Genomic DNA, 21,817 nt, shown 5'->3' with positions numbered 1-21,817 from the left:
GAAAAAAAAGCCCCCCTTTTTAAGGGGGGTTGGGGGGATCTTCGACGAATAAACACGTTAACCGAACTGTATTGAGTCGGCAATCGAAAAATGACTAATTCAACGAGTAAATTTAAGTGCGATCGCTAGGCTCATGAGCAAATAAAATTTTTGAGTTACCAGATTTTTAGGTTGATACGCTTGTAAATTCAGGTCTTTTAGGGAATGAAACAGCCCTGCCTTAAAAAGGGGGTAAATAGGAGGAAAAGCCCCCCTTTTTTAAGGGGGGTTGGGGGGATCTCCGAGAGCCAAATATACTAACCGAACCGTATTGGATGTGTTGCAACAAGAACAAGTGGTTTTTGTGGAGATTAATGCTGCTATTGCGTGAGAAGCTGCGAGAATTCGGGTGCGCTACAACCTTCAGTTACCCGATGCGTTGCAGGTAGCGGCGGCAATAATTGCTGGTTGTGAGGCGTTTTTGACTAATGATGCAGCTTTGAAGCGGGTGACGGAGTTAAGGGTTTTGGTGGTGTGTGAGTTGGAAAGCGAAAACCCGTAATTACGCGCTAGTTGTAGACATACATAGCAGAGAAAATAAGCTCAAAGATAAATCCTATAATTTTGTCTCTTAGGTAAACTTAGCTTTTTGTCAATGCTCTAAATAAAATCTCTATCCTAAAATTCCGGTTGTTGATAAACAAGATAAATAGCTTCTAAAAATACATCAGGTGTAACAGCTTCTGGCAAGTTTTCTAAATTAATAATAGCTTTAACTTGCTCGGCTAGCTTTAGAGATAGTGATGCTCTTGCCTTTAACGACATTGCACCACGTCGCTGTAAATACTCACGAATCACAGCAAAATCATCTGGCATCAATTGCGATAAATCAGCAATTTCGATTAACTGTTCATGAAGTCCTTTTGCCTGTTCTGAAATTATCAATGTCGCGGATACAGTGGGTGTTTGGGCTTGAATTACAATTGTGCCAGCAGCTAAATCACCTAAACGCTTTTCTCGACGACTCAACATAATTAGAAAAGCGCCAATAAACAAAGTTTCATCAAACGGTCGCAGTAAGGCACGTAGCGTTGCTTGCTGTAGCCCGATGAGTCTACCATCATCTCGAACTACGCGAATTTTAGCAACCCGTTTACCAGGGGTTTGCCCGAACCATAAGGTTTCAAAAATTACGAAATATCCTACATAAATAATAAAACTGGCAAGGAATGCGATCGCGATCAACCACAAAGTCACTGCGGTACCGAAAATATCTACCCAAAAATCTCCTAACTGATTTAAAACGATAGACCAAGCTACGACAAATCCCACCAAAATCACAGCCAAAACGTGATAGTCAATGATCAAAGCCCAGGCACGATTTCCAATTCCAGCAAGAGTAAATTCTAGTTCTACACTTTCTGGAGTCTGGAATGTGATGCGATTAAAAAAGCGCATATTTTAGCTAATTCAAAATTAACAGAGTTGAATTTAGATGTTGAGTTAACGAAAATCCGGCGAAGGAGGTTCTCGTAACTGCAAACCCAGACCCTCACGCCGACTACGCAAGTCCAAGTATAAAACAGCTTTTAGTGCTTGCCAGAATGGCATGACTAAAACTCCACCTACTAAGCTGCCGATCCAAGAAATAAAATACACAATCGAGTAGATAGTAGAACCTTGCTCAAGCTTTAAGAGGAATAAGCTGGGTATATAGTTTAATACAAACACTAACGGCAGTGTAACGAAAAAAGCAACTAAAACGATGCCCACAATGCGAAGTACCGACGCTTTGGTTAGCTCCCAACTTCTAGCGACACTTTCGCCACCATTAATATTTTCCTCAACTGCTAGCGGTACCTCAGCTACTACCCAACGGGAGTAAAACCAAATTAGTCCTAATAGCACAATACCTACCGTTACAATTATTGCCAATGTGGTTGCGACTACAATACCTGAAGTACCTAATATGCTTCCTAATACTACTCCCAGTAAGGCAGCTAAGATACCACCCACGATCGCTAATCCAAAATAAATTAAAAGCAAAGATATTCCTACTTGAAAACCAACTCTTAAAAATGACCACAGACGCGGATTAACATGGCTCCTGGCGGCTTGGACGCTTTCAGGTTGGTAAATCAATTCTCCAAAAGCCAAGCGTGAAATGAGTCCACAGATGGCTGCATATTTTGCCCAGCCATAAATCGGAACTAGAATCCACAAGTGAGCGATCGCAGCCAGATTAAGATAACTCTTTAGATGAGAACGATACAACCGCACGGCAGCACTCACTACATTCCCAATACTGAGTGGTTGTATCTGACCGGAAGATCCAAAATTTTCAGACATAATGGCAAATTTACCCTGAAACTACGGAGATGAATTTGAGGCTATCTTAAGCTAAGTTAAACTCAGCGTTCCTAAAATTAATGAATATTCAACGTTGGATTGCGCGACGAGAACCAAATTGGCAGCGTTTGGATGCCCTATTAAGGCAGATAGAAAAAAAAGGGTTAAAGTCCTTAAGGGCAGCAGAAATTAGAGAGTTAGCGAGTTTGTATCGTTCAGTAGCGGCAGATTTGGCCCGTGCCCGCACTCAGGAAATCGGCAATACTTTGATACAAAGTTTACAATCTTTAACGACTCGTGCCTATACGCAGATTTACCAAGGTTCGCGGCGACAGGAATGGCAGGCAATCCTAAAATTTTACCGATGGGGATTACCATCTGTAGTTCAGAAAACATTTGCATATATTGCTGCTGCAACGGCGCTGTTTCTACTGGGAGCATTAGTGGCTTGGTGGTATTCTTGGCAAAACCCCAGCTTTCTGACTTTGATCGTACCTGAAAGTTTGATTACCAAGGTGCGAGATGAGCATAAATTATGGATGGGGTCAATTGTCGGCATTGAACCTTTGGCATCCAGCAGTATTATGATCAATAACCTATCGGTGTCCTTTGGTGCTGTTGCTGGTGGCATCACGGCTGGGCTATACACAGTCTATTTGATGATTTTTAATGGCTTATTGATTGGTGCTGTTGGCACTTTAGTGGGTCAAAATAATCTTGCTTATCCTTTTTGGGCGTTTGTGTTGCCGCATGGTTCCTTAGAATTACCCGCCATTTTTTTTGCTGGGGGTGCAGGATTTTTATTAGCAAGAGCAATTTTGTTTCCTGGTAAATATCGGCGTGGGGATGCACTGAAATTTTACGGTTCTCAAGCGGTGCAGCTAATATTTGGGATTGTACCAATGTTAGTTATTGCTGGTGCGATCGAAGGCTTTTTTTCACCTAATCCCAGCGTACCTGATGCAATTAAATATCTGGCAGGAATAGGATTGTTTATACTTTTGGTTATGTATTGTAGCCGCAAACCAACATAAAATAATTTAGATTTTGGCGAATTTGTAAATTGAAAAAATATTTTAGAATAAGGTAAATACTTTTTAGTTAAGACTTCACCAGTTAGGACTTAACTATATAAAAAAAGATAATTATGGTACAAACATCAAATAAAATATTGAGCCTAGAGGAGTTTCTCGCATTACCAGAAACTAAACCGTATTGCGAATACATCGATGGTAAAATCATTCCAAAACCTATGCCTCAAGGAAAACATAGCACTATTCAAGGAGAACTCTGTCCCACAATCAATTCTGTTGTCAAAGTACAAAAAATGGGTTGGGCTTTTCCCGAATTACGTTGCACTTTTGCAGGACGTTCTATAGTTCCCGATATCGCTGTATTTTCTTGGGCAAGGCTTCCTGTAGACGAGAATGGTGATATTGCCAATACATTTGCCGCAGCACCCGACTGGATAATTGAAATTCTTTCTCCGGAACAAAGCCATACAAAAGTTACAAAAAAAATCTTACACGCTCTCAATCACGGAACTCAAATGGGTTGGTTAATTGACCCTGATGAGCGATTCATTGCTGCTTATCCTGCAAGACAACAACCTTTACCTTTTGAGGAAATTGAGTCTGTTTTGCCAGTGCCAGAGTTCTGTCAGGGGTTACAGTTGACGGTAGGTGATATTTTTGGATGGTTAAAGGTGACTGCGTAACAAATATTAATCGGATTAGTTTAGCATTACAGCTATTTTCAGGTAAATAGACCACGCGGTAGGGGCACAGCATTGCTCATTGGTGTCAACTTAAGCTAAAAATCGCTTATCTGTTGGCTTCCACGCCCGCCCAGAAATGAATTTCTTTGGCTTTTAGCTAAAGTCTACTGAAGTAGACTAAAGATTTTTTGCTATATTTAGTCATCAACAGAAGACTTTCGCTATTAGCAAGGAACTGAAGTTCCTTGCGGGACATGGCTTTTACGTTAAGTTGACACGTATGAGCAAAGCTTAGCCCCTACGATAGATGTGGTTCAAATACATGAAAACTGCTGTAATGTTTTAGCCCAAGAGTAACAAAAGATGTTCTGTTCGCTTAGTTAAACCCAACCTTGTATCTTAGAAACAGTAGTAGACCGTCCCCCCTTCTTCATCGGGGGGACTACAGGGGGGCTAAAACGATCTCAAATTCTCACGAATGATTTAAGACTGCTATATAAGCAACAGATACCTCGAAGTCATGTTGAAGTACTTGAAAGTCATGTTGAAGTACTTGAAAGTCGTGTTGAGGTACTTGAAAGTCGTGTTGAGGTACTTGAAAGTCGTGTTGAGGTACTTGAAAGTCGTGTTGAGGTACTTCAACATCGTGTTGAGGTACTTCAACATCGTGTTGAGGTACTCCAAAGTCGTATTGAGGTACTTCAACATCGTGTTGAGGTACTCCAAAGTCGTTTTGAGGTACTCCAAAGTCGTTTTGAGGTACTTCAAAGTCGTTTTGAGGTACTTCAAAGTCGTTTTGAGGTACTCCAAAGTCGTTTTGAGGTACTTCAAAGTCGTTTTGAGGTACTCCAAAGTCGTTTTGAGGTACTCCAAAGTCGTTTTGAGGTACTCCAAAGTCGTTTTGAGGTACTTCAAAGTCGTTTTGAGGTACTTCAAACTTTGTCGCACCGCGATCAAGTACACAGGTGCGACGCCGAATAGCCCGCTTTCTCTACGAGACGCACTCGCGTTCGGCATCGCTTTCATAAATCTCCACAAACAAAGCGATGTCTACGACGGGCTATTCGGCGTCGCTTGACTTTTAAAACAGTCGCTACTATTCTTGACCTTCAAAATTCAAAATGACGCTCGCGGACTCGCTAACGCTGCGCTAACAAAATTCAAACATTTTAGACATTTCAGACGAACGCGAGTGCGTCTCGTAGAGAAGAGAAGTGCCAAGCGATAGGTTAAGAGCGTTGTGGCAACTTCGGGCGATTTAAACCCCGACTGAAACTGGTGCTACATATAGATGTAGGGGTCTTAAACCCTTGAACTTACAATAAAAAATGGAACATACTTCAAAATTTCATGCAACATTGTGGTTTTGTATTCCAATTTGAAAAGGTTTGTATAGTCTGCGATCGCCCTTGTAAGTTGTCTTTTGACCAACAAAATATGCTTCATGCTGAAGGGGAACCTGCTCTTCAATTTCCTGATGGCTATAGTGTCTATGCTTGCCACGGAAGACATGCTTCTCAACAAGAGCGATATTATGAGGAGCAAGATCCTGATTCTGTGTAGATGCACAGCCTAATTAAGTTTTTCATCAGCAACCTAGCTGACTCAATCAAATCTCAACAATCACAAAATATTTATAAGTAATATTTAAACACACCTTAATTTTTTATTGATCATTTGTTAAAGAAAGTTTAACTATAAAAAATGTAGCCTATCTAAGACTGAAATTACAGCAGGAAAATATTCCTTGAAGTCAGAGGTAATATGATTTTTTCGACCACCATCTTGAATCGTGTCGTCGCTACTTCAGTGGTGACAACTTCTGTTGCACTTAGTCCATTTTTTGGTGCGATCGCACAAGCTCAAACTCTCAATGGTGCAGGAGCAACTTTTCCGGCTCCGCTTTACGAACGCTATGCTCGTGAAGTGAAGAAGAAGTATCCAGACTTGAGAATTAACTACCAAGCAATAGGTAGCGGCGGCGGTATTCGTCAAGTCACTGCTGGAACCGTTGACTTTGGTGGTAGTGATGCTGCAATGAAAGATGATGAAATCGCTAAAGTCAAGAACGGTGTAATCTTAGTACCCACAGCAGGCGGTGCTGTTTCTGTTGTTTACAATCTTCCGGGCGTTAATAATCTCAGATTATCCCGCACTACACTACCGGCAATTTTCTCAGGTCAAATTAGCAAATGGGATGACGCAAAAATTAAAGCTGATAATCCAGGTGCTAATTTACCAAATCAAACAATTAAATTTGCTGTTCGCGCTGATAGTAGCGGTACAACTTTCATTTTCACCAATCACTTGAGTGCCATTAGCGGTTATTTTAAAGGCAGAGTTGGAACTAATACCGCTCCAAAATGGAATCTGCCAAACGTCCTCAGAGGCAAAGGTAACCCAGGCGTAGCTGCTATAGTAGCTCGTACTCCCGGTTCTATTGGTTATGTAGAATATAGCTACGCTGTCCAAAATAACCTGAAATCAGCACTCGTACAAAATAAAAAAGGAGAATTTGTTGCTCCTTCTTTACAATCTGCAAATGCAGCTTTAGCAACTGTGAGTTTCCCAAACAACTACCGCGTTTTCGTAGGAGATCCAGGACAAGGTTATCCCATCGTCGGTCTCACCTGGATGATGGTTTACAAACAGTATGCTAATGCTTCTAAAGCTGATGCTGTCAAAAAATGGATTAATTGGGTATTGAAAGACGGTCAACAGTATAACGATGACCTCAACTACACCAGAATTCCATCTAATGTCGCAAATCGGGTGCTTCAGACAGTGAATAGCTCTGTCAAGCCTTAATTTCCAATCATAACTAAGCTGTTACGCATTTAATTTGTACATTTACCTGATGACTGATGACTGATGACTGATGACTGATGACTGATGACTGAAAACCCGTCAACAGTCATCAGTCAACGACCATCAAGAGTGTTTATATACTTTAGACGCGCATCAGCTTACTTTCCTAGCCTAATAGGGTGATTTGTTAACTCACCCTAGTAGCAAAAAAAATCTATTTTATTGATTTGTAATGGCAAATTCATCGGAACCAGCCGACAGAAATTCATCAGATGATTCAAATCTAGGCGATGAAAATTTCAATTTAACAGCTATCGGCGGCACAAATCTCTGGTTTGACCAAGGTTTTACACGGCTAGTATACTTATTTGCCGTGATTACCGTTGCAGTCTTATTTCTGATGAGTTGGGTAATTTTCTCCGAAGCTCTACCAGCCATTAAGCAGTTTGGGCTGGGGTTTTTGTGGGATCAAGATTGGGATACAGGTAATCAGCTTTTTGGTGCATTACCTTATATTTATGGAACTTTGGTAAGTAGTGCGATCGCTATTATATTCGCTGTCCCAGTGGGAATAGCAGTAGCCTTAGTCACGAGTGAAAATTTCTTACCTTCATCGCTGCGAATCACCCTAGCATTTGTTGTTGAATTAATTGCAGCAATTCCCAGTGTCATTATTGGTTTGTGGGCGATTTTTGTCTTTATTCCAGTTTTAGAACCTCTACAAAGATGGCTAGGCAGCACTTTTAAATGGATACCACTATTTAATACAGAAGACCCTTCTGGGACTAATATGTTGACTGCTGGAATTATTCTAGCCATCATGATTTTGCCCACAATGGCAGCAATTACTCGTGATGTATTAATGGCTATCCCTAAAGAATTACGTAGCGCATCTATGGCTTTGGGTGGTACTCGTTGGGAAACAATTTTTCGGGTTTTGCTACCAGCAGGATTTTCTGGAATAGTGAGTGCCGGAATGCTCGCCTTGGGACGTGCTTTGGGTGAAACAATGGCTGTCACTATGGTGATTGGCAACTCTGCTCAAATCAGTGCTTCTTTACTCAATCCAGCTTATACAATTCCTTCTGTATTAGCTAATGAATTTGCCGAAGCTGAACCGGGTTTGCATATAGGCGCTTTAAGCTATTTGGCGTTGATTTTGTTTGGGTTGACTCTAGCTGTAAATATTGGCGCTGTACTATTGGTTAAGTGGGTTGGCAGGAAAAATAAATAGCATTGTTTTAATACAAATATTTTAGTGTAATAAGACGTTTATCAATCAAAATTTATAAAAAACATGAGTGGTTATATCCAGTCAAAAACTGATGAATCTTTGGCGACAGAATTATGCAGTCCTCTACCAAGAGAACGAGTAATATTTACTTATCTAATGAATGCGATCGCCTTTGGTTTGACAGGTGTAGCACTCATTCCTTTATTATCAATTTTGTGGGAAATTTTCGTTCGGGGAATATCTGGACTGAAATCGGAAATGTTTGTCAAAACAGTGATTGACAATGGCTTTGGTAATGCCATCCTGGGAACCATAATCATGGTGGGAATTGGTGCTATTTTAAGCATTCCCACAGGGATAATGACAGGAATTTTCTTGGCAGAATTCGGTCAAACCAACTCAATTGCTGGTTTTGTTCGTTTTATCAGCAGTATTCTCACAGGTGTTCCCTCAATTGTTGTAGGCGTATTCGCTTACGGTATGATAGTTTTGGTAACTAAAGGATTTAGTGCGATCGCAGGCGGTTTTGCTTTAGCCGTAATTATGCTACCTGTAATTATACTGACAACAGAAGAATCCTTAAAACTGATTCCCACATCTCAACGTCTAGCTTCTGCTGCTTTAGGAGGAACTCGCTTTCAAACTACCCTTCGCATTGTTGTCACTGCTGCAATTCCCGGAATTACTACAGGCATTTTATTAGCTGTAGCTCGTGCTGCTGGTGAAACAGCACCCTTAATTTTTACTGCTTTATTTAGTCTAGATTGGTCAGAAGGATTGTTAAGTCCAACAGCTTCCTTACCAGTATTAATTTTTAACCTCTACAACGACCCCGACCCGCAAAAAAGCCAATTAGTCTGGACTACTTCTATAGTTCTACTTGGCTTAATTTTATGCGTCAGTATTCTCTCTCGCTTAGTTATTAGACAGAGAAGACTAAAGTAAAACAAATAATTTATTGTATTTTTTTACATGTTGGCAAAGTATGATATTAAAATGGTAACCCACCAGGATAAACCCTTGTTTTATCGTCAATCAAAGGGTTTAAGACCCCAAGCATTATACGTAGTATCATTTTAAGTCGGGGTTTAAATCCCCCGAAGTTGCCACAACGCTCTTAACCCGCGCATCGCCCTTGGCGTCTCCCCTTGGGAGAAGGCACTTCTCTTCTCTACGAGACGCTACGCGAACGTCTGAAAATGTCTAAAATGTTTGAATTTTGAATTGTTAATTGTCTTAATTACGAATTACGAATTACGAATTACGAATTAGCATGAGTAACTTAATTCCAGCTATCAAAGTTAAAAATATTAGCTTTTACTATGGCACAACAAAAGCGATCGAAAAAGTGTCAATAGATATTTATCAAAATCAAGTAACCGCAATTATTGGCCCTAGTGGTTGTGGTAAATCTACCTTCATCAAAATTCTGAATCGCATTAGCGAATTAGAAGGGCCTGTGAAAGTTGAAGGAGATGTAGAATTTTTTGGTCAGAATATTTATGCTCCTCGTGTCAACATCAATCGGTTACGTCGCCAAATTGGTATGGTGTTCCAAAAACCGAATCCTTTTCCGATAAGCATTTACGAAAATGTTGCCTACGGGATGAGAATAGCAGGCAGATATTCAAAATTAGAATTAGATGAAATTGTCGAATCTGCACTTCAAAGCGCTGCTCTGTGGGATGAAGTGAAAGATAAGCTGGATAAATCAGCTTTAGGGCTTTCTGGTGGTCAACAACAAAGATTATGTATTGCCCGTGCTTTAGCAGTCAAGCCGAAAGTTCTGCTGATGGATGAGCCTTGCTCGGCTCTTGACCCCATCGCTACCATGAAAGTTGAGGAACTGCTCCATAGTTTGCAGTCTGAGTTGACTATTGCGATCGTTACCCATAACATGCAGCAAGCCAGTCGCGTCTCTGATTTTACGGCTTTCTTTAGCACCGATGAAAGTCGGATAGGTCAAATGGTTGAATTTGGCGCTACACAGCAAATCTTTAACAACCCACTAGACCCCCGCACCCGCGACTATATTTCAGGGCGTTTTGGTTAATGATTTTTGTCGAACCATCTCATATTAGATGATATTCATAAAGCGCGGTTTAAAAATAATTACTAATTTATTTTGATTAGATAAACTAGCTCCTCACTACCCATGAGGGGTATATGATATAGCGGTTCCCATTCAGATGCGGTACAACATTATATCGCGGGGTGTAGGGGCACGGCACTGCCCATTGGTGTCAACTTAAGCTAAAAGTAGCTTAACTGAAAGCTTCCTCACCCGCCTCGAACTAAAGTTCAAGGCTGATAGCTAAAGTCTACTGAAGTAGACTAAAGATTTTTGGCTATATTTAGTCATCAACAGAAGACTTCCGCTAAAAGCCAAGGAAGTTCAGTTCCTTGCGGGACATAGCTTTTACGTTAAGTTGACACCTATGGGCAAAGACAAGCCCCTACGGGTGTAACTCACGTAAACGAGAAGCGCTATATTAATATTTTTATTTATACATAGCTATTTTAAATCGAACCAGCCCCAATCCTTTTTAATTGGAAAGGATGGCATATAGATCAATCTACCAAAGGTGGGTATAAAAAGTCTATAAAAGATGATTTTTGGAGCATAGTCTTAATATAAATATCCATTAACAGTTTATCTGCTGTATGACTACTGTATAGCTACGTAATTTCCATGAATATCTCCTTTTAGGAGTAACATAGTGAAACAGCGCTGCTGATTTGTACTACTTTACTTCGTCAACTTTTATTTCACACGTTTTGGGAATATGAGTAAACTAATTCCAGCCATCAGAGTCAAAAACTTCAGCTTCTCTTACGACACTCAAAAGATAGTTGAAGGCGTGTCAATGGATATTTACCAAAACCAAGTCACGGCAATTATTGGTTCTAGTGGTTGTGGCAAGTCTACTTTTCTTAAATCATTAAATCGCATGAGTGAATTAGAAACAGATGTGAAGGTTGAAGGAAGAGTAGAATTTTTTGGACAGAGTATTTATGAGCGTCGTGTCAACATCAATCGCTTACGTCGCCAAGTTAGTATGGTTTTTCCCAAGCCAAATCTTTTTCCCATGAGCGTTTACGATAATGTTGCATACGGGGTGAAATTAGTTGGATGGCATCCGAAAGTAGAATTAGATGGGATTGTTGAATCTGCCATCAAAGCTGCCGAACTTTGGGATGAAGTGAAAAATAAGCTGCACAAATCTGCTTTAGAGCTTTCTGGCGGTCAACAACAAAGACTATGTATTGCGCGTGCTTTAGCAGTCAAACCGAACGTTCTATTAATGGATGAACCTTGTTCAGGTCTTGATCCTGTTGGTAGTATGAAAGTTGAGCATCTGATTCATAACTTGCGCTCTGAGTTGACAATTGTGATGGTTACTCACAATATGCAGCAAGTTACTCGCCTATCTGATTTTACGGCTTTCTTTTATAGTAATGAAAATCGCATTACTCAAATGGTTGAATTTGGTACTACAAATAAAATCTTTACTAACCCCGTGGATTATCGCACCCGCGACTACGTTTTCGCCCGCGTCAGTTGAAGTTTTTCTAAAATTCTAGCTATTCAGAGAACTACCACATAGTGCAAGCGTAAATTAAGGGTTAAATTTAATTTCCGTTTGTTTTGAGTTTTTGTTGTGTTGAGCAATGCAAAGTGATGTTGACAGTAATTTTTTATACTGTATATTTAGAGGCAAGCATCTACTCTAGACCACCTGAATCACAAAATGAAATGTCCTCGGTGCGAATCTACTTTATATCGGAAAAATGGTCGTCGGAATGACAAGCAGAATTACCTCTGCAAAAATTGTGGTAAACAATTTCTTGAGCCTGCATTCCCTCGTTCCTTGGAAGGTGAGTTGCTTGCTAACAGCAATGGACATACTAAAGTATCTATGGACGCAACTACGGAAGTTCCTTTAGTCAAAGACTTGCCGGAAGAAAAAATCACACAGAAGAGTCTTGGCTCTTTTAGTCTTACATTAGCTGAAGAACTGCTGCAAACTATATTATCACCTGATTGGCTAGAATCTGCTGCCTTCAGCCAATTTATCCAAAAATTTCAACAAAAAACTGAAATTAAACATCAATTAGAGACAGGAATCTCACTTCTGCTTTTAGATGCAGAAAACTTAAAATTAGATATTAATTCCGAATTGTTTTTAGCCAGTGTCTGTAAGTATCCTCTCCAAGTTAAAATTGCATTTGCTAATTGGAGAAATCCAAGTACTGGCAAGCAAGATATTGAACTATACAATCGTAGCTATCAACTTATCCATGTGCCTGGAGGTAAAGACAGTGCTGATGCAAAAATGATCGCACTTGGTGTTTCTGTCTTACGCTCTTATCCAACAGTTAAAGAAATCTTGGTCTGTTCTGGCGATGGAATTTTGATCCACCTCTGTAACGAACTTCAAAATCAAGGATTAATTGTTTACTGGGTACGTAGACAAGGACAAAATTTGCAAATAGAAAACCGGAATACTGGTAAATTAACTCATTATTCCTTACCAATGGCAACAGAAGTTCCATCTTTTGAACAAGTGGTTGATAAAATTCAAGAATTAATTAAAAGTGAACAGGAATCAATTAATGCTCGATTAAACAGTTTAGTGGCTGTTGCAACTTTATTTCAAGAAAGATGCGATATCAATATTAAAGATAATCCAAATCAACCAACTATTGAAAAAACAATCCCTGTTGTAGATAAATCATTTACAGAATCTATTCAAGAACGAGAAAAAGAATATTCTCCGAAAATACATAATGAAAAAACATTAGATAAATTACTATTAAAAATTATTCAAGATATAAAAATAAAGTCTCCCAAAACTAAATTATCTGTGTCCAAGCTAGGTACAGAGTTACGGAAAATAACCGGAGAGTCTCCTAATTCAATTATTAAAAAATTAAAGTTAGGTTCTAGTTTTACTAAATATTTAGAATCATCTCCCACATTTACATTAAAGGCGAGTGGCAAGGAATATGAGGTAATACCGCTACTCTGTGAGTAAATATTTTCTGGATGTCTACGTACAACCTGAGTCTGTAATTCAGTATTGTATTATGTAAAAAGATGTAAATAAATGTAAATATTACAATGCAGGATAAAGTCGTTGTTGTTGTCGGTGCTACTGGTGGTATTGGTTCAGCGTTAACACACAAACTTGCGCCTACTGGAGTCCGGTTGGTACTGGCTGCCAGAGATGCGGTTCGTTTAACAACACTGGCAGCTGATTTACTAGGGCAAGTTTTGACCGTTCCCACCGATATTACTGACCCGCAACAGGTAGATACTTTGATCGAAAAGACCATCGCTGAGTTTGGTCAAATCGATATTTTAGTAAATGCAGCTGGTGCCGGTATACTCAAGCCCTACAACAGCCTGGAACCCGCTGATTTAGACAAGATGCTAGATGTCAACTTAAAAGGCAGCTTTTACACCACTCAAGCGGCGGCTGAAGAGATGCAAAAGCGCAAGTCTGGTCACATCTGTAACGTGGTTGGAATTCTGGGCAAACATTCGATGGGAATGGCAGCAGCTTATTCTGCTTCTAAGTTTGGTGTTGTCGGTTTCAGCAAATGCATGGCAGAGGAACTCAAGCGTTTTGGTATCAAGTTCACGCTATTCTACTTTGGTGGGGTAGATTCTCCTTTTTGGGATAACGTCAATTTAAAAGTAGACCGGAAAAAAATGCTTAGTCCTGAAACTGCTGCCAATGCGATTTTCTTTGCCCTTTCTGCTGAACCGCAAGCTGTGCCAATGGAAATTAACATTCAACCTGATAGTCATTTGTTTTTTTAAAGTGGGAGTCAGCCTATATAATTCTTGCCTGGGAAAGACCTGAAAATTTAGCAAAAAAGGCAAAATTTACAGAGATATAAGCTGTTATGCTGGATTTTCAGTATCTATGAAAATTGATCACGTTCATTTCTATGTAGAAGACGCCAAAGTATGGCGGGATTGGTTTGTACACCATCTTGGTTTTCATGTAGTAGCCGATCGCATTAGTTCATTTCACACTTGTACAGAAGTAGTAAAAAGTGGTGCAGTCTGCTTTTTTCTGTCTTCTCCACTGTTATCCACAAGTCCAGTAGCTGAGTTTCTGCGTCAATATCCACCTGGTGTGGCAGATGTCGCTTTTGCTGTCGAAGATGTAGAAAGCGCGATCGCATTAGCTCAAAAACACGGTGCTACAATCCTACAACCCATCCAGGAACGCCAGGTGGGTACGGAATTCCTCAAGTGTGGCAAAATTGCCGCCTGGGGTGGACTGACTCATACGTTGATCGAAAGGTCATTAGTCATTTGTCCGTCGTCATTTGTAACTAACACAAATGACAAAGAACAAATGACAAATGACAACACTTTTACTGCTATAGATCACATAGTGTTAAACGTCGCAGTTGGTGAATTGGAAAATGCTGTCGCTTGGTACGAAAATATCCTAGATTTTCAACCCCAGCAGGCTTTTAAAATTAAAACCAATCGTTCTGCTTTACACAGTCAGGTGATGGTTTCGCACAATGGCAGCGTTCAATTGCCAATTAATGAACCAGCTTCCAGAAATTCCCAAATTCAGGAATTTTTAGATGTCAATCGGGGGCCGGGAATTCAACATATTGCCTTGCGGACGACTAATCTTGTAAGTGCGATCGCTAAATTTCGTGCCACTGGTTTATCCTTACTCTCAGTTCCCCAAAGCTATTACACGCAACTAAAACAGCGTCCAGGATTGCCTCTATCACCCTTAGAACTGGAAGCGATCGCTCAACAGGAAATTCTGGTAGACTGGCAAGAATATACTCCTTTAGAGGGAGGAAATACTGCGCCTTTATTACTACAAACTTTTACCCAGCCAATATTTGAACAGCCGACATTTTTCTTTGAGTTTATTGAACGCCGTTACCAAGCTCAAGGTTTTGGCGAAGGTAACTTTCGCGCCTTATTTGAAGCCATTGAAAGCGAACAAATTAAACGCGGTACGCTGCAATGATGCCTGATTACAAAATATCAATTGAAATTCATCCAGACTCTAAACAAGTTGATTTTATTGACAAGCAACTTCAAGATTTTAATCTAGGCAAGATTGGAGATTACCAATATACGCCACTGTTTCTATTACTTCGTGATTCAAAAAAAAATGTCGTGGGCGGCTTGGAGGGTTTTATCGGCTTGGGATGGTTCCATATTGCTACTCTCTGGGTTGCAGAGGAGTTAAGAGGTTATGGATATGGAAAAGCACTTCTTTTGGAGGCAGAGCAAGAGGCTGTTAATCGTGGCTGCTTAAACGCATATCTTTTTACTTACAGCTTCCAAGCTCCCAAATTTTATCAGCACTTGGGGTATGAAATTTTTGGAGAGTTAGAAGATTTTCCTCCAGGTCATCGTCGATACTTTCTTAAAAAGAGTTTACAAAAAAACCTTTAGCTAGACTTAATACCCTTAAAAAATAGCCATACATCTGAGATAAACTTAATAAAAATTAACTTTTACCGCCGATGCTAAGACTTATTACTGACTTCGACGGCCCAATTATTGATGTTTCCGAACGGTACTACCGTGTTTATCAATTCTGCTTAGAGAAAACCCGTCGCCCAGATCAAGTAGTACAAGAACTTCCGAAAGCGGAATTTTGGCAGTTAAAGCGATCGCGCGTTCCCGAAAAACAAATCGCCTTAAATTCAGGGTTAGACGAAGCCCAAGCCCAAGAATTTGCCCAGTTGCGGCGGCAAACTGTACATACAGAACCTTATTTCAACTATGACACCCTCGCGCCTGGTGCTGTGGATGCACTGTTAAAAATTCAACAAGCTGGAATTGATTTAGCAGTTATGACCATGCGCCGAGTTCGGGAACTAGATTATGCCTTCAAAAAACACGATTTAGGGAGATTTTTCCCTGAAAATCGTTGTTATTGCTTGAGTAACGACTACGTTAAAACTCGTGATATTGAAGATAAACCCTTGTTGATGGCTAGGGCTTTACAAGAACTGCCCCCGGCTACTGATACCTGGATGGTGGGAGATACGGAAGCCGACATCACCGCAGCTAAAAATTATGAGATTAAGGTGATGGCTGTAGAATGTGGGATTCGCGATCGCACCCAATTGGAACTTTACCACCCCGACTTAATCGTTAAGGATTTCAGTGCTGCTGTAGATTTAGTCTTAAATAATTCGTAATTCGTAATTCGTAATTAAGTTTTGTAATGGGGATTTAACCCCAACACAAAACAAAATTTTTATTGAACCGGGGGACTTAAACCCACGGAAACTAGTTAAAACCTAAACACCTTGTCTAAAAAGGCTTTCTAGCTGCAACAGATCGAATTAATCGGCATTCAGGTTGCAATTAAAATAGGAGTCAAAATAGGTATTCTGACTCCTGACTCTGAAATTTTAAGAAGAACACATATAAACCATGTCTTCTTTACAGAAACTTGCTTACGGATATTGATTTACCGTAGAAAGCTACTAACCAACCACAACAATATAAACGTTAGTACAGTAGAGGACTGATTCGATGACAAATTGAGGAATGATATTTGTGGTGAAAGCCAGCCAGCAACTAGTCCCCCAGCGATTAAGCCAATTATTAAACTGACTAGGGTAAATAAAACTGCTCGGCCAAATTTGCTTTCCTTGCGATTGAGGAAGTAAATAGTAGTGCCTACCCCAACTACCAATGCTAACTGCAAAACCTGATCGCCTCCCTCTGGGTAAAACACACTGATAGAACTCAAACCAAGAAACCAAGCTCCTGGTAAGAATATATCAGCAGGCGTTGGTTGATCCAGCATCCGTTGCAGCCATGCAGGTGACTGCTCACGAGGGGTTGGACTTTCTTTAGGAGGCGATTGCACTCGCAACTCTGGAAACCGAATACGCTCAGGGACTTTAATTTTACCTTCTTGGCGCATCCGTAAGCGATCCATTAAAATCGCATCGTAAGCCGCTTCAATTACTTCTAAATGCTTGGCATCGCTACTATGTTGCTCGAATAGGCGATTACGAGCATCTTGAATTTCATCGAAGCTAGCCTCTTCTGATACCCCAAGTTTTTCGTAGGGATTTTGATCGCTCATGGGAGTTTGTTACTTCAGCCTCAGTCAGCGGCAGTCTTTTGTCGAATAAAAAACAACTTTAGGTTTTGTTTCAATCGAAACGAAAGTCTCGACCTATTTTATGCCCTAACAGGATAGTAGCACGGGTTAGTTTAATCGACTTTGTAATTTCAACTATAGCCACTTTAACATATCGCTATAACTCCGTGTATACCCTCATGTCGTTGTCTAATTCTGGCTCTAATCTAGAATTTGAACGGAGAGTACCTAAAACACATAGTTTTTATGAAAATATCAACTTTACTTTTTCAGATTTGGCAACTTACTGTGCCCTAATAGAATTTTTTTAATTATACTGAATAATCGCTTGTGGTATATATCCGCATAACGATTTAAAATTGAGACGTTTTAAGTTACCACCTAACTGGAATCGTGAACGTGTCTTGGTATTAAGAACTGTTGCGGCTAAAGTCAGAGCGCCTATATACTGTGGCTAACAGAAGTTTAGCGTTCTCATCGCCCACAATCCTGATTAGAGTATTTCTTTTTGAATAATCAGGAATCTCATACCGTAGCCATGTAGATTCTTAGTTAGTCCCCAAGTGGCAACTGCGTTTTTACGCAAACCTTTTGTTAATCTTACGAATTTTTGTGCAAAGTAATGGTCATGGCTCCTGCCAAGATTCTTGTAGTTGACGACGATCCTGCGGTTCGGAATTTAATCCAACGCTTTCTGATTAAGCAGAACTATCAGGTGGAGGCTGCCGAAGATGGAAAGACAGCCTTAACTCTATTTGAGCAATTTAACCCCGACTTGGTAATTCTAGATGTGAATTTACCAGATGTAACTGGGTTTAACCTCTGCCAAGAGATGCAAAGTCGTAATGGTGTGTTTGTTCTGATGTTGACTAGCCGTGCTGACGAAGCTGACAAAATTCGCGGCTTTGCTAAAGGTGCTGACGATTATCTCACCAAGCCTTTTGGGCTAGGAGAGTTAGAAGTCAGAGTCGGAGCTATTTTGAGGCGTCAACGAGTGATAACTACTGCCGAGCAAAAACGCTTGGTATTTGAAAAACTTATGATTGACCCAGTGCGACGGGAGGTGGCACTTAATAACCAAGCAGTACCTTTAACTGCTCTGGAATTTGACTTGTTGCATTTTTTAGCCAGTCATCCAGGTCGAGTTTGGCGGCGTGCGGAGCTAATCCAAGAGGTATGGGACTATGAATATGTCGGCGACCAAAGGGTTGTAGATGTCCATATCGGGCAAATTCGCAAGAAGATTGAAATTGATGCTAGTCAGCCAGCATTAATTCAAACTGTACGTGGCGTAGGGTATAAGTTTGAATCTCCTGCTCATCCCCAGCACTTGGAAGCTAAGTCCTGAGTTAACAGTCAAGAGTTAAAAAACTCTAGACTGTTAACTCTTGGGGGAGGGATTAGTGAATTTCTTGGCTTTAGTAAAAGACAAATTTAGACGAGCAAAATAAGTAGATATTGCTCAAATACAGACCAGGCAGTTATTTGAGATATTTATTTATGCATTTAAGACAGGGGAAAGAGTCCACTGGAAAATATTTCTTTGCATCTGACCGTTTCGGTAGACATAAGGCAATACGCTTGGTTAGCGCCAAAAATCTTAAACTGTGTAGGTTGGGGAGCCACTGCGCCCTTGCGGTTTCCCGACTTGTACCCCTGCGGGGATCTTGCTAGCAAGAGCGTCTCCCCGAATCCCATTCGTGAGAGGCTAGCGCCTGCCGTAGGATGCCCGAACGCGAACAGCGTCTCCTGTCTTGAGAAGGGCTGTAGGGAGAAGGAAGTGGCATTTGAGGAACGTAGACCCGAACGCGAACAGCGTCTCCAAGAGTTGGGGCTTCCCGCAGGGTAACCCAACATTATATTACCCCGATATGGCCGATCGCTTTGGTTCAAAATCCCATTAATGGGGCACGGTTTGCCGTGCCTCTATAGGGCTTCATACCAGTACCTATGGGGTATCTAGTAAATTAGCTGTTGCGGGTGAGTCGGTACAGGGTATTTCTACTGAGGAGTGGTGGAACAAAGTTTCCAGATAGACTCGAGCAGCACGGCGATCGCTATCTCCATTTTGGAGTAAAAACAATGATAGCGCCGCCGTCAATACTCTGTTTTCATCCCAATCAGGATGGGTTTCTAAGTAGTTTTTTAAGGATTCGTGGAGTGTTTCAGGAATTTCTGTAAAGATGCTAACCGTTGCTTTCATGAGATTTTCCTCCTATGAGGATAATCAAGAGGGACAAGTTGCTTGCGCTGAAGCGGCTTAGGGCTACTTCACACGCTCTTTCGCCAGCCCGCCAATCTACGCCCACATCTGGTGGTAATATATTTTACACATTTGATGCCAACGGTTGAACGGATTACAAAAGCAAGCCGAATCATTGTGCGCCAAGAGGGGGTGGGTTTGTCAATGCTGCGAAATGTTAAAAACGAGTGTATAAAAAATAAATGCGAACGTAATAATCAGCATTAGAGGCTATTTTTCGTTACTTTACTTTACAAAAACTCAGTCCTTTAAGTTCCTTCCCACTGTTAATCAACAATCCCCAACAAGAGAGTAAGAAGCCCATTAGCTCGTAGACAACCTGTGGAAAACTGCTAAAATCCCTGTGGAAACCCTGTGGAATGAGTGAGGAAAATAGCAGCCAATGATAAGAATTACAAAAATGTCATCAAGCTATGACATTTAACGGGTCGCGGAAGTCCCCATCTTCTCTACGAGACGCTATTTGCGTTCAAGGTATTCCTAAGATGGGGATTGTGAGCGGGTGATGAGGATTGCATCTGGAATTGATTTAAAACGTTTGTAAAAACAAATTCGCTTGTGTATGACGAATCACCTTTTCTGGTAAACTAAGCATTGTCTTGACCATCAATGCCATAAGCGAAAACCAAGCTAACAGGTATATGTTGCAAGAAAACCCTTCCCTACGGGACGCTACGCGAACGACTTCGCTCATGGTAAAAGATTTGGGTCTTGGGAACCAGGACTCCTGCCCTTGGAGGGAATGTAAGACCAATAGAACTACGGAGTTCTGGAGGCTATTCCCGATGAATTGGGAAGCTCCGTCCGTCTATACGGCGGAGTAGTTCACACTCATGAAATTAGCTTCGCAATCGCAGTTATCATCGTGGCTGCCCTCGATACATCCCCAGATATGGATTTTTGCAATTGGTAGATTTCTATCGGAAGTTGGCACCGGCTGTACCCTGTTTTACGCCCCCATCTTTTTTGTAAATCAAGTTGGTTTATCTGCAACCAGTGTTGGGGTAGCCTTGGGTAGCGCCTCGATTTCCGGCATTGTAGGGCGGATTGTCGGTGGTTCTTTGGCTGATTCTGAACACTGGGGACGCCGCCGCACTTTGTTGCTAGCTACAGCGATTTCCGCAATTGGTTCTCTGGTTTTAGCTGCAACCAATAATTTTACGATTTTGGTAATCGGTAGCTTGATTAGCGGTTTAGGGATAGGTTTCTATTGGCCGGCGGCTGAAGCTGTTGTTGCTGACGCTAGCCAGATTGACAATCGCCGCGAAACTTTTGCGATCGCCCGCCTAGCTGATAATCTTGGGTTAGCGATCGGAATTGTGCTGGCTGGGTTTTTGATTGCGGTAATTGGGAGTTATCGATGGCTATTTGTGATTGATGCCATCTCTTTTTTGGTGTTTTTTGGGGTTGTCTATGTGGGAATTAGTGAAACTGAACAGCAGCAGATAGGGGAACCTGAAAAGACAGAATATATTGCTTCTTGGATAGCAGTATTAAGCGATCGCCGTTTCCTGGTCTACATAACAGTTAATATATTCTTTACAATCTATATTTCTCAAATCCACAGCACCCTGCCGCTTTTCTTCAAAAACTTTGTTATAAAAAGTACTCCAGAAGGATTTGCTCAAACTACGATTAGCGTTCTATTTGCTTGGCATCTGGTGTTCGCCATCATCTGTCAGTTGCCTGTCACTAGCATCTTAAAACGCTGCTCTCACACACTCGCACTCACTGTTTCCGCCATTCTCTGGGCAATTGGTTTTGGCCTAATTTGGGTAAGCGGCACTGCCCCATCTCATCATCTGGTTTGGGTAATATTGGCATTGGGAGTATTTGCTGTGGCGATTGTCTCCTATACACCATCTGCTGCCTCTTTAGTGACTGAGTTAGCCCCGGAAAATCAACGCGGCGTTTATTTTTCCATCAACGCTTTATGCTGGGCTGTTGGCTCTTTTATTGGTCATCCCTTGGGTGGATGGGCATTAGATCAACCACAAATTATTACCAATAGTTACTGGCTATGCTTCATCTTGAGTGTAGCGATCGCTGTGGCAATTTTACAATACCTGAATCGAATTTTGGCTGAGTAGGGGCGCACATCTGTGCGCTTATTTTTCCCCTCTATTGACCTCTCAGGCTAATAGCCCAAGTCCACGCTTAGTGGACTACAACCCTTACTTAGTCTTCGATAGATAGACTTTAGCTATAAGCCTCAGAATTCATTCTGAGGCGGTCGTCGGGACTGGTGCAAGTTCTGAGTTAGGGACTTTTGCAAGAGGTCTACTTATGATTACCGTATCTGTGCAAAAATCCCAAAAGCCTCTTTCCCCAAGCTT

Annotated in this window: 19 protein-coding genes and 2 pseudogenes; 17 read left to right on the top strand and 4 right to left on the bottom strand. The window is 41.1% G+C overall.

Annotated features, from left to right (window positions below; translation table 11 throughout):
* Positions 1–310: 310 nt before the first annotated feature.
* Positions 311–541: pseudogene (locus LC653_RS10235) on the top strand (type II toxin-antitoxin system VapC family toxin); the annotation flags it as partial.
* A 116-nt stretch (positions 542–657) separates the two neighbouring features.
* Here LC653_RS10235 and LC653_RS10230 read toward each other — a convergent pair.
* Positions 658–1,437 carry an RDD family protein gene (locus tag LC653_RS10230; protein ID WP_229494373.1) on the bottom strand — a complete coding sequence of 260 codons (780 nt, stop codon included), beginning with the start codon at positions 1,435–1,437 and terminating at the stop codon, positions 658–660.
* 45 nt (positions 1,438–1,482) lie between these two features.
* Complete coding sequence (locus LC653_RS10225) at positions 1,483–2,328, bottom strand: hypothetical protein (RefSeq protein WP_229494372.1); 846 nt, start codon at positions 2,326–2,328, stop codon at positions 1,483–1,485.
* Positions 2,329–2,408: 80 nt separating this feature from the next.
* Here LC653_RS10225 and LC653_RS10220 point away from each other — a divergent pair, with 80 nt between their 5' ends.
* The 14 genes from LC653_RS10220 to LC653_RS10155 all read left to right on the top strand — a co-directional run bounded on the left by LC653_RS10220 (position 2,409) and on the right by LC653_RS10155 (position 16,298).
* A complete protein-coding gene (locus tag LC653_RS10220; RefSeq protein WP_229494371.1) occupies positions 2,409–3,362 on the top strand; it encodes a stage II sporulation protein M in 954 nt (317 codons plus the stop codon).
* Between the two features lie 113 nt (positions 3,363–3,475).
* Positions 3,476–4,045, top strand: coding sequence for a Uma2 family endonuclease (locus LC653_RS10215; RefSeq protein WP_229494370.1), 570 nt, complete (start codon positions 3,476–3,478; stop codon positions 4,043–4,045).
* A 541-nt stretch (positions 4,046–4,586) separates the two neighbouring features.
* On the top strand, positions 4,587–5,123 hold the full coding sequence (locus LC653_RS10210; protein ID WP_229494369.1) for a hypothetical protein: 537 nt from the start codon (positions 4,587–4,589) through the stop codon (positions 5,121–5,123).
* Positions 5,124–5,380: 257 nt separating this feature from the next.
* Positions 5,381–5,608 (top strand): DUF6745 domain-containing protein, encoded by a 228-nt coding sequence (locus tag LC653_RS10205; RefSeq protein ID WP_308189066.1) that lies wholly within the window; start codon positions 5,381–5,383, stop codon positions 5,606–5,608.
* A 201-nt stretch (positions 5,609–5,809) separates the two neighbouring features.
* A complete protein-coding gene (gene pstS / locus LC653_RS10200; protein WP_229494367.1) occupies positions 5,810–6,853 on the top strand; it encodes a phosphate ABC transporter substrate-binding protein PstS in 1,044 nt (347 codons plus the stop codon).
* 232 nt (positions 6,854–7,085) lie between these two features.
* Entirely contained in the window at positions 7,086–8,087 is a 1,002-nt protein-coding gene (gene pstC / locus LC653_RS10195) for a phosphate ABC transporter permease subunit PstC (RefSeq protein ID WP_229494366.1), read from the top strand.
* Between the two features lie 63 nt (positions 8,088–8,150).
* Entirely contained in the window at positions 8,151–9,032 is an 882-nt protein-coding gene (gene pstA / locus LC653_RS10190; RefSeq protein ID WP_229494365.1) for a phosphate ABC transporter permease PstA, read from the top strand.
* A gap of 328 nt (positions 9,033–9,360) precedes the next feature.
* The gene (pstB, locus tag LC653_RS10185) at positions 9,361–10,140 is read left to right on the top strand and encodes a phosphate ABC transporter ATP-binding protein PstB (protein ID WP_229494364.1); all 780 of its coding nucleotides are present in this window, start codon (positions 9,361–9,363) and stop codon (positions 10,138–10,140) included.
* A 733-nt stretch (positions 10,141–10,873) separates the two neighbouring features.
* Positions 10,874–11,653 (top strand): phosphate ABC transporter ATP-binding protein, encoded by a 780-nt coding sequence (locus tag LC653_RS10180; RefSeq protein WP_229494363.1) that lies wholly within the window; start codon positions 10,874–10,876, stop codon positions 11,651–11,653.
* 186 nt (positions 11,654–11,839) lie between these two features.
* A complete protein-coding gene (locus tag LC653_RS10175) occupies positions 11,840–13,126 on the top strand; it encodes an IS1/IS1595 family N-terminal zinc-binding domain-containing protein (protein WP_229494362.1) in 1,287 nt (428 codons plus the stop codon).
* Between the two features lie 86 nt (positions 13,127–13,212).
* On the top strand, positions 13,213–13,917 hold the full coding sequence (locus LC653_RS10170) for an SDR family oxidoreductase (protein WP_229494361.1): 705 nt from the start codon (positions 13,213–13,215) through the stop codon (positions 13,915–13,917).
* A gap of 106 nt (positions 13,918–14,023) precedes the next feature.
* A complete protein-coding gene (gene hppD / locus LC653_RS10165; protein ID WP_229494360.1) occupies positions 14,024–15,109 on the top strand; it encodes a 4-hydroxyphenylpyruvate dioxygenase in 1,086 nt (361 codons plus the stop codon).
* The gene (locus tag LC653_RS10160; protein ID WP_229494359.1) at positions 15,109–15,543 is read left to right on the top strand and encodes a GNAT family N-acetyltransferase; all 435 of its coding nucleotides are present in this window, start codon (positions 15,109–15,111) and stop codon (positions 15,541–15,543) included. Before hppD ends, LC653_RS10160 begins: the two co-directional genes overlap by 1 nt.
* A gap of 71 nt (positions 15,544–15,614) precedes the next feature.
* Positions 15,615–16,298, top strand: a complete 684-nt coding sequence (locus LC653_RS10155; RefSeq protein WP_229494358.1) for an HAD family hydrolase — start codon at positions 15,615–15,617, stop codon at positions 16,296–16,298.
* Positions 16,299–16,573: 275 nt separating this feature from the next.
* Here the strand turns inward: LC653_RS10155 and LC653_RS10150 are convergent, their stop codons facing one another.
* Positions 16,574–17,200, bottom strand: coding sequence for a CPP1-like family protein (locus tag LC653_RS10150; protein WP_229494357.1), 627 nt, complete (start codon positions 17,198–17,200; stop codon positions 16,574–16,576).
* A gap of 646 nt (positions 17,201–17,846) precedes the next feature.
* Here LC653_RS10150 and LC653_RS10145 point away from each other — a divergent pair.
* Positions 17,847–18,566 carry a response regulator transcription factor gene (locus LC653_RS10145; RefSeq protein ID WP_069071980.1) on the top strand — a complete coding sequence of 240 codons (720 nt, stop codon included), beginning with the start codon at positions 17,847–17,849 and terminating at the stop codon, positions 18,564–18,566.
* A gap of 663 nt (positions 18,567–19,229) precedes the next feature.
* On the opposite strand, the pseudogene LC653_RS10140 reads toward LC653_RS10145, so the two are convergent.
* Positions 19,230–19,421, bottom strand: a pseudogene (locus tag LC653_RS10140) (DUF2811 domain-containing protein); the annotation flags it as partial.
* Positions 19,422–20,314: 893 nt separating this feature from the next.
* On the opposite strand from LC653_RS10140, the gene LC653_RS10135 reads away from it, so the two are divergent.
* Positions 20,315–21,571 (top strand): MDR family MFS transporter, encoded by a 1,257-nt coding sequence (locus tag LC653_RS10135; protein ID WP_229494356.1) that lies wholly within the window; start codon positions 20,315–20,317, stop codon positions 21,569–21,571.
* Positions 21,572–21,817 lie beyond the last annotated feature (246 nt).

The sequence above is a fragment of the Nostoc mirabile CHAB5784 genome, assembly GCF_020829645.1.
Lineage (GTDB): Bacteria > Cyanobacteriota > Cyanobacteriia > Cyanobacteriales > Nostocaceae > Nostoc > Nostoc mirabile.
Note: the sequence above shows the minus strand (reverse complement) of the source record. Positions and strands in the feature narration are given on the sequence as shown.